10 protein-coding genes are annotated in these 16495 nt (G+C 63.0%); 7 read left to right on the forward strand and 3 right to left on the reverse strand.

Annotation, left to right across the window (positions count from 1 at the left end; genetic code table 11):
* Window positions 1–69 precede the first annotated feature (69 nt).
* The 5 genes from MR825_RS03910 to MR825_RS03930 all read left to right on the forward strand — a co-directional run bounded on the left by MR825_RS03910 (window position 70) and on the right by MR825_RS03930 (window position 11256).
* The gene (locus MR825_RS03910; RefSeq protein ID WP_287879018.1) at window positions 70–1242 is read left to right on the forward strand and encodes a phosphoribosylaminoimidazolecarboxamide formyltransferase; all 1173 of its coding nucleotides are present in this window, start codon (window positions 70–72) and stop codon (window positions 1240–1242) included.
* A gap of 134 nt (window positions 1243–1376) precedes the next feature.
* Window positions 1377–2633, forward strand: a complete 1257-nt coding sequence (gene purD / locus MR825_RS03915; RefSeq protein ID WP_287879020.1) for a phosphoribosylamine--glycine ligase — start codon at window positions 1377–1379, stop codon at window positions 2631–2633.
* Between the two features lie 95 nt (window positions 2634–2728).
* A complete protein-coding gene (locus MR825_RS03920; protein WP_287879022.1) occupies window positions 2729–3811 on the forward strand; it encodes a YkvI family membrane protein in 1083 nt (360 codons plus the stop codon).
* Between the two features lie 97 nt (window positions 3812–3908).
* Window positions 3909–6503, forward strand: a complete 2595-nt coding sequence (locus MR825_RS03925) for an EAL domain-containing protein (protein ID WP_287879023.1) — start codon at window positions 3909–3911, stop codon at window positions 6501–6503.
* Between the two features lie 124 nt (window positions 6504–6627).
* Window positions 6628–11256: a PAS domain-containing protein gene (locus MR825_RS03930; protein WP_287879025.1), complete on the forward strand. Its 4629-nt coding sequence runs from the start codon at window positions 6628–6630 to the stop codon at window positions 11254–11256.
* A 98-nt stretch (window positions 11257–11354) separates the two neighbouring features.
* Here the strand turns inward: MR825_RS03930 and MR825_RS03935 are convergent, their stop codons facing one another.
* On the reverse strand, window positions 11355–12215 hold the full coding sequence (locus MR825_RS03935; protein ID WP_353845864.1) for a patatin-like phospholipase family protein: 861 nt from the start codon (window positions 12213–12215) through the stop codon (window positions 11355–11357).
* 181 nt (window positions 12216–12396) lie between these two features.
* On the opposite strand from MR825_RS03935, the gene MR825_RS03940 reads away from it, so the two are divergent.
* The gene (locus MR825_RS03940; protein ID WP_287879027.1) at window positions 12397–12846 is read left to right on the forward strand and encodes a MarR family winged helix-turn-helix transcriptional regulator; all 450 of its coding nucleotides are present in this window, start codon (window positions 12397–12399) and stop codon (window positions 12844–12846) included.
* Window positions 12831–13601 carry a sulfite exporter TauE/SafE family protein gene (locus MR825_RS03945; protein WP_287879028.1) on the forward strand — a complete coding sequence of 257 codons (771 nt, stop codon included), beginning with the start codon at window positions 12831–12833 and terminating at the stop codon, window positions 13599–13601. Before MR825_RS03940 ends, MR825_RS03945 begins: the two co-directional genes overlap by 16 nt.
* 353 nt (window positions 13602–13954) lie before the next feature.
* Here MR825_RS03945 and MR825_RS03950 read toward each other — a convergent pair whose 3' ends face one another.
* On the reverse strand, window positions 13955–15181 hold the full coding sequence (locus MR825_RS03950; RefSeq protein WP_287879029.1) for an aspartate kinase: 1227 nt from the start codon (window positions 15179–15181) through the stop codon (window positions 13955–13957).
* A gap of 82 nt (window positions 15182–15263) precedes the next feature.
* Entirely contained in the window at window positions 15264–16478 is a 1215-nt protein-coding gene (locus tag MR825_RS03955; RefSeq protein WP_287879030.1) for a homoserine dehydrogenase, read from the reverse strand.
* Window positions 16479–16495: the final 17 nt, after the last annotated feature.

Below are 16495 nucleotides of genomic sequence, written 5' to 3' on the forward strand. Positions count from 1 at the left end.
GCAGGCCGCCCCGCTGCACGCGATACGGCAGGGGCGGCCTGCGGCCGCCCGCATTATGGAGGTCGAATCATGACGGAACTGGAATTGAAATACGGCTGCAACCCCAACCCAAAGCCCGCCCGTATCTTTATGGACTCCGGCGAGCTTCCCATCAAGGTTCTCAACGGCAGGCCCGGCTATATCAACTTTATGGACGCCTTCAATTCCTGGCAGCTGGTCCGGGAGCTCAAGGCCGCCACCGGCCTGCCCTCCGCGGCGTCCTTCAAGCATGTCTCCCCCGCCGGGGCCGCTGTGGGCACCCCCCTCAGCGACGTGGAGCGGAAGATCTATTTTGCCGAGGATATGGACCTTTCTCCCATCGCCTGCGCCTATGTGAAGGCCCGCGGCGCCGACCGGCTGTGCTCCTACGGCGACTGGGCCGCGCTCTCCGATGTGTGCGACGCGCCCACCGCCCGCTACCTGGCCATGGAGGTCTCCGACGGCGTGATTGCCCCCGGCTATACCGACGAGGCGCTGACGATCCTCAAGGGCAAGCGCAAAGGCGGCTATAACGTGGTGCAGATGGACCCGGACTACGTGCCCCGTACCATTGAGCGCAAGGATGTGTACGGCGTCACCTTCGAACAGGGCCGCAATCATTTTGAGATCAACGAGGCCCTGCTGGAAAACCTCGTCACGGACAACCGCGACCTGCCCGGGCAGGCCAAGCGTGATCTCGTTCTGGCCCTGATCACGCTGAAGTACACCCAGTCCAACTCCGTGTGCTACACCAAGGACGGCCAGGCCATCGGCGTGGGCGCCGGCCAGCAAAGCCGCATCCACTGCACCCGTCTGGCCGGCAACAAAGCCGACAACTGGCTGCTGCGCCAGCACCCCAAGGTGCTCTCCCTCCCCTTTGTGGAGGGGATCCGCCGGCCCGACCGGGACAACGCCATCGACGTCTACATCTCCGACGAGTACGAAGACGTGCTGGCCGACGGCGTGTGGCAGAACACCTTTAAAACCAGGCCCGAGGTGCTCACTGCGGCGGAAAAGAAGGAATGGATCGCCCGCCAATCCGGGGTCAGCGTGGGCAGCGACGCCTTCTTCCCCTTCGGCGACAATGTGGAACGCGCTCGCAAGAGCGGTGTGCAGTATATCGCCCAGCCCGGCGGGAGCATCCGGGACGATCATGTCATCGACACCTGCAACAAGTACGGCATCGTCATGGCCTTTACCGGGATGCGTCTGTTCCACCACTGATCGCCGGGCGTTCCCGAAGGCTTTGACCCCTGTCGATCCCAGACCGCCGTGCCGCGGGGCGTTTCGGGCGGTCTGCGCCCCCGCGCCCCTGTGCGGGAAGGCGAACATTCTTCCACGCAAAGCGAGGTTATATGATGAAAGTACTGGTTGTCGGCGGAGGCGGGCGGGAGCACGCCATCTGCTGGAAGCTGAAGCAGAGCCCGTCGGTCCATGAACTCTACTGCGCCCCGGGCAACGGCGGCATCGCCTCCATCGCCCAGTGCGTCCCCATCGCCGCCACCGATGTGGAGGCCATGGTGGCCTGGGCCCGGGAACACGCGATGGATTTTGTGGTGGTGGCTCCGGACGACCCGCTGGCCCTTGGCATGGTGGACGCACTGGAGGCGGCCGGCATCCCCGCCTTTGGCCCCTGGAAAAACGCCGCGGTCATCGAGGCCAGCAAGATCTTTTCCAAGAACCTGATGGCCAAGTATCACATCCCCACTGCCAAATACCAGGCCTTTACCGGCCTGGACGCGGCGCTGGCCTATGTGGAGGCCGAGGGCGCCCCGATCGTGGTGAAAGCCGACGGCCTGGCCCTGGGCAAGGGCGTGATCGTAGCCCAGACGGTGGACGAGGCCAAGGCGGCGGTGCGCGCGATGATGAGCGACGGCAAGTTCGGCGCCGCAGGCGCCAGGCTGGTCATCGAGGAGTGCATGACCGGCCCTGAGGTAACGGTGCTTGCGTTCTGCGACGGAGCGCATCTTCTGTGCATGCCCTCCAGTCAGGATCACAAGCGGGCCTTTGACGGAAACCAAGGTCCCAACACCGGCGGCATGGGCGCCATCTCCCCTTCCCCCCACTACACGCAAGCGGTGGCCCAGCGGTGTATGGACGAGATCTTTCTGCCCACCGTTGCGGCGCTCCAGGCGGAGGGACGGCCGTTCCAGGGCGTGCTCTACTTCGGCCTGATGCTCACCCCCAGCGGGCCCAAGGTGGTGGAATACAACGCCCGCTTTGGCGACCCGGAGTGTCAGGCGGTGCTCTCCCTGCTGGAAAGCGACCTGTTGGAAATTTTTCAGGCATGTCGGACGGGCACGCTGGATAAAGTGGATATCAGGTGGAAGTCCGGCGCGGCCTGCTGCCTGGTGCTGGCTTCCGGCGGGTACCCCGCCGCTTACCAGAAGGGGTACCCCATCTCCGGTCTGGAGCAGGCCGGCCGGTCCGCCGTGGTCTTCCACGCGGGGACCCGGCTGAGCGGGGACGGCACGGTCCTGACCAACGGCGGGCGGGTGCTGGGCGTGACTGCCACGGGCCTGGACCTGGAAGCCGCCATCCAGGCCGCTTACGCCGCCGCAAAGGAGATTTCCTTTACCGATATGCAGTTCCGCACCGACATTGGGCGGGTATAAGCAACGCTTTCGGCGGGGGCAGGCCCCCGTCCTACGTGGGAAACCACTTGAAGTAGGGCGGCGGCCTGCCCCCGCCGCGTTTTGGAGGCAGATCCATGAAGAAAAAAATAACGCCGATGCAGATCTCCGTACTCTTTACGGGCAGTTTCCTGGGAGCGGGCTTCCTCTCCGGGCAGGAGCTGCTGCAGTTTTTCGGCCGGTTCGGCGCCTGGGGCCTGGCAGGCATGGTGCTGGCCATCGCGGCTTTCTGGCTCTTCGGCTGGATGGTGCTGGACATTGCCAAACGCACGGGATATACAGCCTTTGACAAAATCATCCTCCACGGAACGCACCCCGTCCTGCGCGGCTTTTTTTCCGCTGTGTTTCTCCTGTTCCTGTTCGGCTGCATGATGGGGATGATCGCCGGGTCAGGCGCCCTGCTGGAGCAGCTGTTCGGTATCCCCGCCCTGTTGGGCGACGCGGCCATGACGCTTCTCGTGCTGCTGGTAGCCGTGACCGGCGCGGCCGGACTGGTGGCCGCCTTTGGCGTGGTGGTGCCCCTGCTGGTGGGCGCCGCCGTTGTGGTGGGCGCCCTTGCCGTCCTCCGGCTGCCCACGGAAGGGCTTCCCGCCCTCCCCTTCGCCAGCGGCAACCCCCTGCTGGGCAACTGGCTGTTTTCCGCCGTATCCTTTATCTCCTACAATATGATGGCCGCCATTACCATCCTGGTCCCCCTGACCCAGGAGATGGAGGATACGCGCGCCATCCGCAGGGGCTTGGGGCTTGGCAGCCTCCTGCTGGCGGTCATTTTCATCTGCATCCTGCTGCCCATGATCCTCTTCCGCGCCCTGGTGGGGGGTGCGGAACTGCCGATGCTGGCTCTGGCCTCTCAGGTCTTTCCCGCCCTTGGCGTGCTCTATGCGCTGCTGCTGCTGTGCGGCATGTTTACCGCCGCCCTGTCCAGCCTGTTCGGTATCACCTCCCGGCTGGAGGTGCGGCTGGGCGGCCGGCTGTCCCGGCGGTTTCTGGCCCTGCTGTGCGCCCTGGCCTTTGTGGGGAGCATCTTCGGCTTTAAGAATGTGGTCAGCTACGTCTACCCGCTCTGCGGCTATGTGGGCTTTTTTGCGCTGATCGGCGTGGCCCTCCATTTCCGCTTTTTGCACAAAGCCAGCGTGGCAGAGAACGCGCCCGCACCATAAATGTACCAAAATATTGCACTGCCTCCGCTTGTATGATAGAATCAGAAGGAGATACAACAAAATTGGGGATCCCCGCAGAGGACAAGGAGGCTCCGTCATGACGCTGCAGAAACAGATCCTGATCGTAGACGACGATCCGGTCAACCGCGCCGCCCTCCGTACCATTCTCACGCCGGAGTATCGGGTGCTCGAGACGGAAAACGGCGCCCAGGCGCTTGGCGTACTGCGGGAGCGTCCGGATGAGATCGCGCTGATTCTGCTGGATCTGGTCCTGCCCGGGATGGACGGGTGCGCGTTTCTGGCCCAGGCAAAGGCGGAGCAGGCGCTCGCCTCCATCCCCGTGATCGTTACCACCCGTCAGGACAGCGAAGCCGCCGAGATAGCGGCTCTCTCCGGCGGCGCGGCGGATTTTGTGGTCAAACCTTACCGGCCTCAGGTCATCCTGCACCGGATCGCCAACATCATCCGCCTGCGGGAGACCTCCGCCATGATCCGTCAGGTGCAGTACGACCGGCTGACCGGTCTCTACAGCAAGGAATTTTTTTATCAGCAGGTCAAGCAGCTGCTCCTGCTGCACCCGGAACAGGAATACGACATCATCTGCTCTGACATTGAAAATTTTAAGCTGATCAACGATATGTTCGGCGTCCCCACCGGCGATTGTCTGCTGCGGGGCGTGGCGGAGCTGTATACCGGCCTGGTGGGAGACCAGGGCATCTGCGGCCATTTCAACGCGGACCGCTTCGCCTGCCTGCTCAAGCGTCAGGCGTGCTACACCGACGCGCTGTTCCTCCGGTTTGGCGCCCAGGTCAACACCCTTTCCAACGCCAAAAACGTGATCATGAAGTGGGGCATCTATCCGGTGACGGACCGGACGCTGCCGGTGGAGCATATGTGCGACAGGGCCCTGCTGGCCGCCCGCAGCATCCGGGGCCAGTATGGGAAGCATTTCGCGCGCTACGACGACGCTCTGCGCAGTCCCCTTCTGCGGGAGCAGGCCATTACGGACAGCATGGAGGCGGCGCTTGCCCAGGATCAGTTCCAGATCTATTTGCAGCCCAAATACAACATCAAGGACGACCGGCTGGCCGGGGCGGAGGCATTGGTCCGCTGGCAGCACCCGGAATGGGGCCTTCTGCTGCCGTCGGAGTTCATCCCTCTGTTTGAAAAAAATGGTTTTATTACCAAGCTGGACCAGTATGTGTGGAACAAGGTCTGTTCCGTACTGCAGGCGTGGAGCGGCGCGGGCGGGGTACCGCTTTCCATCTCGGTCAATGTATCACGGGCCGATGTGTATCAGGCGGATCTGATCGAGCTTTTGACAGCCACCCTTGAAGCATACGGCCTTCCCGCCTCCAGCCTGCATCTGGAGATCACGGAGAGCGCCTACACGGAGCATCCGGACCAGCTGGCGGCCACGGTACGCCGGCTGCGGGAGCTGGGCTTTGTCATTGAAATGGACGACTTTGGAAGCGGCTACTCCTCCCTGAATATGCTCAATCAGATGCCGCTGGACATTCTGAAGCTGGATATGAAATTCATCCAGAGCGAGACGGCCAAGCCCGTGGATCAGGGGATCCTGCGCTTTATCATGGATCTGGCCCGCTGGATGAATCTGAGCGTAGTGGCCGAGGGCGTGGAGACCCGGGCGCAGCTGGAGCGTTTGCAGGAGATCGGCTGCGACTACGTACAGGGCTACTATTTTGCAAAGCCCATGCCCTGCTCCGCGTTTGAGGCGCTGCTGCGCAACCAGCAGGAGGCCCCGCCCCCCGCGGCTGCAAGCGCCGCTCCTTCGGAACGCCGCACCCAGATCCTGTTGGTGGCGGACGAGGATGCGGCCTACCGCTCCCAGGTACGCAAAACCTTTGGAGAGAGCTATCATGTGATTGAAGCCGCCGACGGCCATACGGCGATGGGCTGTATCGCCCACCGGGAACAGCAGATCGCCGCCGTTGTTCTGAGCCTGACTCTGCCCAGGGCCGAGGGGTTTTCCGTGCTGGAAGTGCTCCAGCGGGAAAAGGCGGTGTGGAAGATCCCCGTGGTGGCCACCGCTCCCGGAGACGCCCGGCTGGAAGAACGGGCCCTGGAACAGGGCGCGGACGACTTCGCCGCCAAACCGCACACGCAGAGGAGCCTGTGGAAGCGGGTCATGCGCGCGATGGGCGTCACCTCCTCCCGGGAGCGGGAACGGGCGCTGGAGGATGCCGCCTGCCGGGACTATCTGACCGGCCTGCTCAACCGCCGCGGCCTGCACACCGCGGCGCTGGCCCTGCGGCGGGAGGATTTGCCCGCGGCCGTCTACATGTTCGACCTGGATAATCTCAAGCAGATCAACGACACCTTCGGCCACGCGGAGGGGGACCGGATCCTCAAACGCTTCGCCTCCGTGCTGCGCAGGCAGACCCGCGGCAGCGACATTCTCGTCCGCCTGGGCGGCGACGAATTTGTGGTGGTCATGAAGCAGATGCCCTCGCCGGAAACCACCCTCAAAAAGGGCTGCTCCATCTGCCGGGCCTTTCGGCAGGAGGAGGGCTGCGGCCCCTTCCCCGCCTCCTGCTCGGCCGGCGCGGTCATCTGCACCCGGGCGGAGACCCTGACGGCGGAGACCCTCGCCTATGCCGACGAGGCCCTGTACCGTGCCAAGTCGAACCAGAAGGGCGGCTGCTGCCTGTGGACGGGAACGCACGCATGATGCATCCAAACGGCCGCCGGGCGGAAGGCTCATCCAGCCAGGCCCACCCCTCCGGACAGTCTCAGTCAGGCTCGCTCGGATCGTATGCTCTGAGCAGAGCGGTGAAAGCAGAGGTGCGCAAACTATGACGCAGCAAGGCGTCTCTCCTGCCCCCTCCACCGGTCAGTTGTCCGCCGTACTGGACCACGCGCCCGTGGCGATCTGCGTCAGCGCGGCGGACAGCCGGGAGCTGCTGTATGCCAATGCGCTGGCAAAGCGGCTTTTTCCGCACGAGGGTACCCTTCAGGGGATCACCTGTTATCAGGCCGCAGGCTTTGACGCCCCCTGCCCCTTCTGCCAGGCCGACCGTCTGAGCGACACGGAGCTGCCGGTGCGCCGCTTCCGCCACCCAGACACACAGCGTCTGTATCAGTTCAGCGGCAAACTGATCGACTGGGCCGGCCGGAGCGCTTACATCGAATACATTCTGGACGTGACGCAGACGCAGCGGGAGGAGGAGCAGTCCAAGGCCCTTCAGGCCGAGCTTTGGGCTATCTTCAGCAATATCCCCTGCGGTCTGTGCGTCTACCGGTCCGACGGCGCCCGGCTTATCCCGGTATTCCGCAACCCGGCTTTTTATGAGATCATCGGCTGCAGTCAGGAGCATATCCAAACGCTGGAGGACCGGGTCGGCGTTCTGGGCGTTCACCCGGAAGATCGGTCCGCCCTCTATCGGGTCATGGAGGACGCCCTCCGGCAGGGGAATGCCGTCCTCCAGCATACCTACCGGCTCTGGAATGACCGCAGGCAGGAGTACCGCCGGATCCGCCTGGACGGCTCGGTCAAGTCCCAGCCGGATGGCAGTCGGCTTTTGTACGGCGTATACAGCGACATCAGCCCAACGATGAACCTGGAGCTGGAGTTGACGCGCGCCAGCGAAAAGCTCCAGGACATCGTCAACGCCATTCCGGGCGGCGTGGTGATCTACAGGGCCTCGGACCGCTTCGAGGCCGTGTACTTTTCCGACGGCGTTCCAGCCCTGACCGGCCATACTCCGGCGGAATACGCCCAGCTCATCCAACGGGATGCCACGGAGCTGGTTTACCGGGAGGATGCCCCCATGGTGATCGCTCAGGCCCGGATGGTCCTCGAGACCCATCAGCTCTCCACCTTTGAGTTTCGCAAGCTGCACCGGGACGGCCACATCGTATGGGTCCGGGTCCTGGTCAAATGGCTGGGCGAAGAGGGGGGGCTTCCACTGCTCCACTGTGTGTTCCACAATATCTCCGACCTGAAGGAAGCCCAGCTGGAGATGGATCATCTGGTCAATTCCATCCCCGGCGGTATCGCCAGCTACCGGCTGGAGGGGACACGCCTGATCCCCACCTTCTTTTCAGACGGCGTCCCCGCGCTCTCCGGGCACACGCGTGAAGAATTTGCGGCGATGGTCCGGGCGGACCCCCTGGGCACGGTCTTTGAATCCGACCGCCCCCGGGTCTTGGCCGCCGCCAGGGACGCGCTGGAGCGCGGTAAGCTGCTGGATATCTCCTATCGGATGCGCCACAAAAACGGCGAGCTGATCTGGCTCCATCTCAACGCACGCAGGTTGGACCCGCTGGCCGAAAGCATCCGCCTTTACGCGGTCTTTACCGGCATGTCGCCGGAGACCCGCCTGTTTCAGAGCATCACAAACGAGGCGGCGGACGGTGTCTACGTCATCGACCGGGAAAATTACGACCTGCTCTACGTCAACGAGTCCCGGCGGCTGTTCGGCAGCGGTCAGATCTGCATCGGTCAGAAATGCTACGCGGCCCTTCACGGACGCGTTTCTCCCTGTGAGTTCTGCACGCTGCAGGGCCACGCGCCGGATGGCGTCGACCACGAGATGGTGGTTGGAAACCGGTTCTACAGCACCCGCTTCCGGGAGACCGTTTGGTACGGCATCCCGGCCTACGTGAAATACGTCCGGGACGTTACGTGGACCGTGCGCGCCCAGCGGGAAAAAGACCGGCTGGAGCAATATTTTCAGACGATACTCAAGCACCTGCCCGGCGGCGTGGCCGTGGTGCGTCTGCATCCGAACGGGCATATGACGCCGGAGTTTCTGTCCGAAGGCTTTGCCGCGATGACCGGCATGACGCCGGAGCAGGCCTGGCAGCTGTACCGGGACGACGCTACGGCCGGGGTGCATCCGGACGATCTGGGCCGATTGGAGGAACTGACCTCCAATTTTCTGTCCAGCCGGAACAGCCATTGCCAAGCCGTATACCGCCTGCAAAAGGGCGGCGGCGGCTACCTCTGGGTCAAAATCAACCTCACCCTGATCCAGAGTTCCGACGGCGAGCGCCGGATCTATGCCGGCTATCACGATATCACCCGGGAGCGCGAGGAGCAGGAACGGCTTCGCCAGCAGTACAACGAACTGATCCTGCAGCACTACCGCACCCCCGGCCCAAATACCCTGATCGCAGGTCACTGCAATTTGACCCAAGACCGGCTTGTAGAGCTCATCGACTATACGGACGCCGGCCTGTCCGTCTCCACAGGCCCGACCCGCGAGGATCTGTTTCGCGCATTGGCCCGCTTTATCATGGATGGCGAGGAGCGATGCGACTTTCTGGATACATACCGGAACGCGCCTGCCCGCGCGGCATTTGCCCGGGGAGAGACGGAGTTGGTACGCACCTGCTTTATCCGGTTTCCTCAGGAACGCCAGGGACGTTACGCCCAGTTCAAGGTCCATCTGGTGGAGACTCCGGACACGGGAGACCTTACCGGTATTCTGACCGTCACCGACGTCACCGAACAGACGGTATCCGAACGCATTCTGCATCAGCTCTCGGTGGCCAGCTATGATATGGTAGCGGACGTGGATCTGCAAAACGACCGCTATACCATCCTGACCGCCGCCGAAAGCGCCAGCGATCTCTCCGCCCGCAGTGGCTGCCATTCCGAGCAGGTGGCGCATATGCTGGCCCACCAGGTACTCCCCAAGGATCAGGCCCGCACGGAACAGATGCTGACTCCGGCTTATCTGCTGGGCCGGCTGGAACGGGAGGGCACCTATTCCTTCCCCTATTCTATCTTGAGCGAAAGCGGCGCGCTTCTGACCAAAAACATGACGGTCTTTGCCGCCGACCTGCGGCTGAAGCGGATCTGTCTGGCCCGGACCGACATTTCGGATTCGGTCCGGGAGCAGCAGGGCCTGCTCAACGTGATCGCCTACACCTTTGAGCTTCTGGCCCTGGTCAGCCTTGACACGGGACGTCTTACCCTGTATACCCGTCAGACGATATTGGAAAACCTTCCGCCTCTGGTTCTGGAGGATTACAGCAGCGCGGTGGAGCATTTTTTCACCGCGCATGCCCCCGACGCGGAACGCGAGACCGTGAGACGCCAGCTCCAGCTGGATCCCCTGCTGCAGAGACTGGCCCGGACTCCTCTGGGCTACGACTTCGTCATGCCTTACCAAACCAAGGGCGGGCTTCGGTACAAGCAGATCAATGTTTTGTGGGGGGACGCCAACCGCAAAACGCTGTGCATGGTCCGGGCGGACGTGACGGACATGCTCTCAGCCGAGCGCCGGAGCAACGCCGAGCTGGAAAAAGCCCTTGCGCTGGCCGAGGCGGCCAACCGGGCCAAAAGCGAGTTTCTTTCTTCCATGAGCCACGACATCCGCACCCCCATGAACGCCATCATGGGGATGACCGCTCTGGCTTCGGCTCATCTGGACGACCATACGCGGGTGGCAGACTGTCTGCGGAAGATCGACCACGCCTCCCAGCATCTTTTGAGTTTGATCAACGATATCCTGGATATGAACAAGATCGAACACGCCAAACTCGCCCTCAGCATCACGCGGGTCTCCCTCCCAGACCTGGTAGAGCAGCTTTTTGCCATGCTGGAACCTCAGGCGCAGGCGGCAGGACTGCACTTCGTCCTGCACAGCGCCTCGATCCGTCACTCGTATTTTTATGGGGACGCGCTGCGGATCAACCAGATCCTGATCAATCTTCTGGGCAACGCCATCAAATTCACGCCGGAGGGCGGACAGGTGGATTTCCAGGTGGAGGAGGTACCTCCGCTCCGGCCGAAGGGACGCTGCCGTTACCGTTTCACGGTCCGGGACACGGGCATCGGGATGCCGGAACCGTTCCTGCAGCATCTCTTCGAACCCTTTACCCGCGGCCGCTGGAGCGCCCATGTGGAGGGTTCCGGGCTGGGGCTGAGCATCACCAAAGGGCTGATCGACCTGATGGGCGGCACGATCTCCGTGGAGAGCCAGGTACGCCGCGGAAGCGTTTTCCGGGTCGAGCTGGAAGGGGAAGTCGCCGCGCCGCCTCTCTCCGCCGTCCCGGAGCTTCCCGCGGGCGGCGCGGAACCCGCCCTGGCCGGACGCCACTTCCTGGTGGCAGAGGACAATCTCATCAACGCGGAGATCCTCTGTGAACTGCTTCAAATGTATGGGGCCCAGTCCATCCGAAAGGCGGACGGCATCCAAACGGTACGCGCCTTTACCGAGGCCCCGCCGGGGACGTTCGACGCGATCCTGATGGATATCCGAATGCCCGGAATGAACGGGTACGAGGCGACCCGCGCCATCCGGGCGCTGGAGCGGTCCGACGCCGTAGGCATCCCCATCATCGCCATGACCGCCAACGCCTTTCCGGAGGATGTTCAGGCTGCGCTGGATGCCGGGATGGACGCCCATGTGGCAAAGCCCATTGACTTTCCCCTGTTTTTGGCCACGCTGTCCCATCTGCTGAACGGGTGAAGCGGCTGCGGCGCCTGTCCTGTCCCATCGTTTCTCTGCGTTTGTATCCCTTCAAACCAAAGGGCGCGGGATTCTTCCCGCGCCCTTCGCCGTTCCGTTTAACCCTGCCCCCAAAAAGCGCGCACCTCGGCCAGACGCTCCCGGCCCTGGTCGCAGCCGTCCTGCCACAGCGCACGGATCTTTTCCACGTCCCGCTCGGTACGGGAAAAGCCCCGGGTGCTGTGCGGGGCAAACACCAGCGCCCGCCCCTCCCGTTCCAGCTGAAACAGCTTCTCCCGTGCCGCATTGTAGGTCTCCGCCCGACGGCGCATCGTGTCGCAAAAACGGGGGTATCTCCGATAGGTCTGCTCCAGCAGGGTCTGGAGCTTCTCAGGGGCGCGCCGGTAGTCCCGCTCCCGGGTAAGCACTACGACCACCCGGTCGCAGCCCTGGTCAAACGCACGTTCATAGGGGATGGCATCCGCCGCGCCGCCGTCCAGGCAGGGCCTGCCGCCGATCGTGTAGACCGGGAACAGAAGCGGCAGGGCGCAGGTCGCCTGCAGGACCTTATCCTCGTCGTGCCCAGGAGGCACCGGCAGATATTCCGCCCGCCCTGTATCCAGATTGGTCACCACGGCCTCCACCTGCCCGGGATAAGCGGCATAGGCATCGTAGTCAAAGGGCACCAGCTCATCCGGTATGGTCGTATAGATGAACTCCAGCCCGAAATAAGAGCGGTTACCCCGCCGCAGCAGGTTGTAAAACCCCATATAGCGCTTGTCGTTGACAAAGCGTGTGAGGATCTCCAGGTTACGCCCCCGCTGCCGGGAAACATAGCTCACGCCATAGGCGATGCCCGCGGAGACGCCGACTACGTAATCGGGCAGCGCCGTATCCAGCAGCGCGTCGCACACGCCGCAGGAAAAAATGGTACGGAAGGCGCCGCCCTCCAGCACGATTCCCGTCTTCAAGCCAATCACTTCCTCTTTTTGATTATACGTCCGGGTATCTCCATGTGTAAAGACTCTTTTGTACGGCACGGCGCAGCTGCACCCGCGCCGCAGTACCGGTTTGCCCGGCACAGGTCTTGACTTTTGGTGGAAAAGGGTTATAATAGTTCTCGTTTGAATCGTTCTTTTTTGAACTACACGGAGGTGCGCCATGTCCGACCCCTGCGACCTGCTGCAGCTGTTCCAGCTCTGCCGCCGCCGCTATGCCGCCGCCCTGCACCCGGTGGAGCGGACCTGGGGGCTGACCCGCAATGAAATCGATGTGATCCTCTTCCTCTCCAACCATCCGGGGCTGGACACCGCCCGGGACATCGTGGCGCTGCGCTCCCTGTCCAAATCCCACGTCTGCAAATCGGTGGACCGTCTGACCCGGCGGGGCTTTCTGGCCGGAGCACAGGACGCGCAGGACCGGCGTTACATCCATCTGCGCCTGCTGCCCGCCGCCGCCGGCGCAGTGCGGCAGGCCCAGCAGGCCCAGCGGAGCTTCTTTCAGGCGCTGTTCCAGACGGTAGCCCCGGAGGACCGGCAGGTCCTGAACCGGGTGATCGGGCAATTTTTTCAAAATATGAAGGAGGCCTCTGACGTATGCTCCTCAAATTGATCGTCTGTATCATCGCCGGCCTGGGGGCCGGTGTCGGAACGGGACTGGCGGGCCTGTCCGCCGCCGCGGTCATCTCCCCGATGCTCATCACCTTTCTCGGCTTTCCGGCCTACGAGGCAGTGGGTATCTCTCTGGCCTCCGATGTGCTGGCTTCAGCGGTGTCCGCCTATACGTACGGAAAACATAAGAATCTGGACATCAAAAACGGGCTGGTCATGCTGCTGGCTGTTCTGGTGTTCACGCTGGTGGGCAGCTGGGCCGCCTCCCGGATGCCCAATACCGCCATGGGCGGTTTTTCCGTGCTCATGACGCTTCTGCTGGGCATCAAATTTATCGTGCGCCCTGTCATGACCACGAAGGAGACCCAGGAGCATAAGACTCTGCGGCAGAAAGTGGTCCAATCCATCCTCTGCGGAATCCTAGTGGGCTTCATCTGCGGCTTTGTGGGCGCGGGCGGCGGCATGATGATGCTGCTGGTGCTTACCAGCGTGCTGGGGTACGAATTGAAGACCGCCGTTGGCACCAGCGTATTCATTATGACCTTTACCGCCTTCACCGGCGCGGCCTCCCACATGGTCATCGGCGGCGCGCCCGATCTGTCCGCCCTGATTCTCTGCGTCATCGCCACCCTGGCCGGAGCCCGCGGCTCCGCGCTCTTTGCCAACAAGGCCGAACCCAGAACCCTCAACCGCATTACCGGCGTGGTCCTGGCCGCCCTGGGCGCGGCCATGCTGATCGTCAAATTTCTGACCTGATAGGCGTTTGCTCCCCCAAACACAGGCAGACGCCGCATCCCATGGCGCAGGCGCGGAAAACGTCCGGCGGACCATACACAGGTCCGCCGGACGTTTTTTACAGAGCGAGCAGATGCCTGCGTCTCCAGGCCCGTCTGTGCCAGCGCCAGAGAAACAGTAGCGCCCGCAGGCACTCGCCGCGGGCCATGGCGATCCACAGCCCCGCCGGTCCTGGTATGGATCCGGGGTAGTCGATCCCTTCCCGGGCCAATGTTGCGCGGATATGGGGCCTGCTCCTGCATGGAAGCGGCGATAAACAGCTCACGCCGATTGAAAATGGTCGGCACCGCGCGGCCCTCCCCGCTGGGATCCATTCAGTTTCCCGTCCCGAATTCGCTGAAGAAGCGGTCGTGGATGACCTGGACCGCCCGGTCGGCATCGGCCAGATCCACCAGCACGGAGACCTTGATCTCACTGGTGGAGATCATATTGATATTGATGCCGGCGTTATACAGGGCCTCAAACATCTTGGCGGCCACGCCGGGGTTGTGGACCATGCCCGCGCCCACGATGGAGATCTTGGCGATCCGGTCGCTCACGTCGATGTGGTCGAAGCCCAGCAGCTCCACATGATCCTCCAGCAGCTTCTTGGTGCGCTCCATATCCTGCTTGCCCACGGTGAAGCTGATGTCCTTGGTATTGTGGCGGCCGATGGACTGGAGGATAATGTCCACGTTTACGTTTTCCTTGGCCAGCAGGGAGAAGATCTTAAAGGCGATACCGGGCTGGTCGGCCAGGCCCACCACGGCCAGACGGGCCACGTTTTTATCCTTTGCCACACCGCTGACGTGCATTTTTTCCATGGTTTTTGCAACCTCCTTGACTTTGGTGCCGGGCTTTCCGGAAAAGCTGGAGAGCACCTCCAGCTTGACGCCGTAGCGCTTGGCCATCTCCACGCTGCGGTTGTGGAGCACCTGGGCGCCCAGGGTGGCCAGCTCCAGCATTTCATCGTACGTGATCTCGTCCAGCTGGGCCGCGCCCTCCACGCTGCGGGGATCGGCAGTGAAGACGCCGTCCACGTCGGTATAGATCTGGCACAGATCCGCGTGGAGCACGGCCGCCAGGGCCACCGCCGAAGTATCCGAACCGCCCCGGCCCAGGGTGGTGATATCGTCGTATTTATTGATCCCCTGGAAGCCGGTGACGATGACGATGGCCTTTTTGTCCAGCTCGGCCAACACCCGCTCGGTATCGATGCGCTTGATGCGTGCGTCGCTGTAGACGGAGTTGGTGCGGAAGCCCGCCTGCCAGCCGGTCAGGGAGACCACCGGATAACCCATCGCCTCGATCGCCATGGCGCACAGGGAACAGGAGATCTGCTCGCCGGTGGACAGGAGCATATCCATCTCCCGCTTGGAGGCATGCGGATTGATCTGAGCCGCCTTGGCAATCAGGTCATCGGTGGTATCCCCCTGGGCGGAGAGCACCGCCAGCACGTTATGGCCCCGGCGGTAGGTCTCGGTAATGATGCGGGCCACGTTGCGGATGCGGTCGGCATCCGCAACGGAGGTGCCGCCGAATTTCTGTACAATGAGTCCCATTGGTATATGTACCCCCTATTAGGAAAATGTGATCGTCTTTACGGGGCCCGGCATACGCCGGGCCTTACGCCATCTTATGCCCTCAGTCCAGCACCCGGAACACGCAGACGCAGTCCAGGCCGCACAGGGCCTGGTCCAGCATTCCCCGGGTCAGGGCCGTTCCGGTGAGGAAGGCGCACTCCCCCTCCGGCGCGCCGGGACGGGCCAGGAAAACGGCCCCGGGGAACGCGGCGCGCACCTGGTCCGAAGCGGCGTTGGCGCGGACGTACCACACGCTCTCCACCCCGGCGGGCGGCACGGCCACCTCGGCCCCGCCCGGCCCCCAGCCCAGGTATTTCTTGGTCTTCATGTGCTTTGCCGCGTCGATCACATCGGCCACTACAGCGGACGCGGTGGGCAGCTTGCCCGCGCCCCGGCCGTAGAACATCACGTCTCCGATGGCGTTGCCCCGGACGGTGATGGCGTTGAACACGTCCTCCACTCCGGAGAGCGGGTCCTCCAGATCCACCAGATGCGGGGCCACGAAGGCGCAGACCCTGCCGTCGGGGCGGTGGATGGCGCGGCCCAGCAGCTTGATTTTTTTGCCGCAGGACTCGGCATACGCCACGTCGGCCAGCGTCACGCCGGTGATACCCTGGGTAGGCACCTGATCGGGATACACGTGGCGTCCAAAGGCCAGCGAAGCCAGGATGCAGATTTTGCGGCAGGCGTCGTGCCCTTCGATATCGGCGGTGGGATCCTGCTCGGCATAGCCGTTTTCCTGGGCCTCCTTCAGCGCCGCAGCAAAGCTCAGCCCCGCCCGGATCATGCGGGTGAGGATATAGTTGGTGGTGCCGTTGAGGATGCCGCAGATCTCGGTGATCTCATTGGCGGCCAGGCATTGATTCAGCGGGCGGATGATGGGGATACCGCCCCCCACGCTGGCCTCAAAGAGATAGCTCACGCCGTGCTCCTCCGCCAGCTTCAGCAGGTCATAGCCGTGCTCGGCCACCAGCTCCTTGTTGGAGGTCACCACGCTTTTGCCCGCCTTCAGCGCCCGTTCGGTAAATTCCCTGGCCACCCTGGCCCCGCCGATGGTCTCCACCACGATATTGACCTCGGGGTCGTTCTCAATGATGGAAAAATCGTGGATGACCTTGTCCGCAAAGGGGCTGTCCGGGAAGTCCCTCACATCCAGGATGTACTTCAGCCGGATCAGGTCCTCCACCTTGTGATCGATATGCTCCCCATTGGTAGCCAGCACCTCCGCGACGCCGGAGCCTACCACGCCGAAGCCTAAAATCGCCACATTGACCATTTCTCGTTTCCTCCCTT

Origin of the sequence: Lawsonibacter sp., from assembly GCF_022777125.1 — a bacterium.
Classification (GTDB): domain Bacteria; phylum Bacillota; class Clostridia; order Oscillospirales; family Oscillospiraceae; genus Lawsonibacter_A; species Lawsonibacter_A hominis.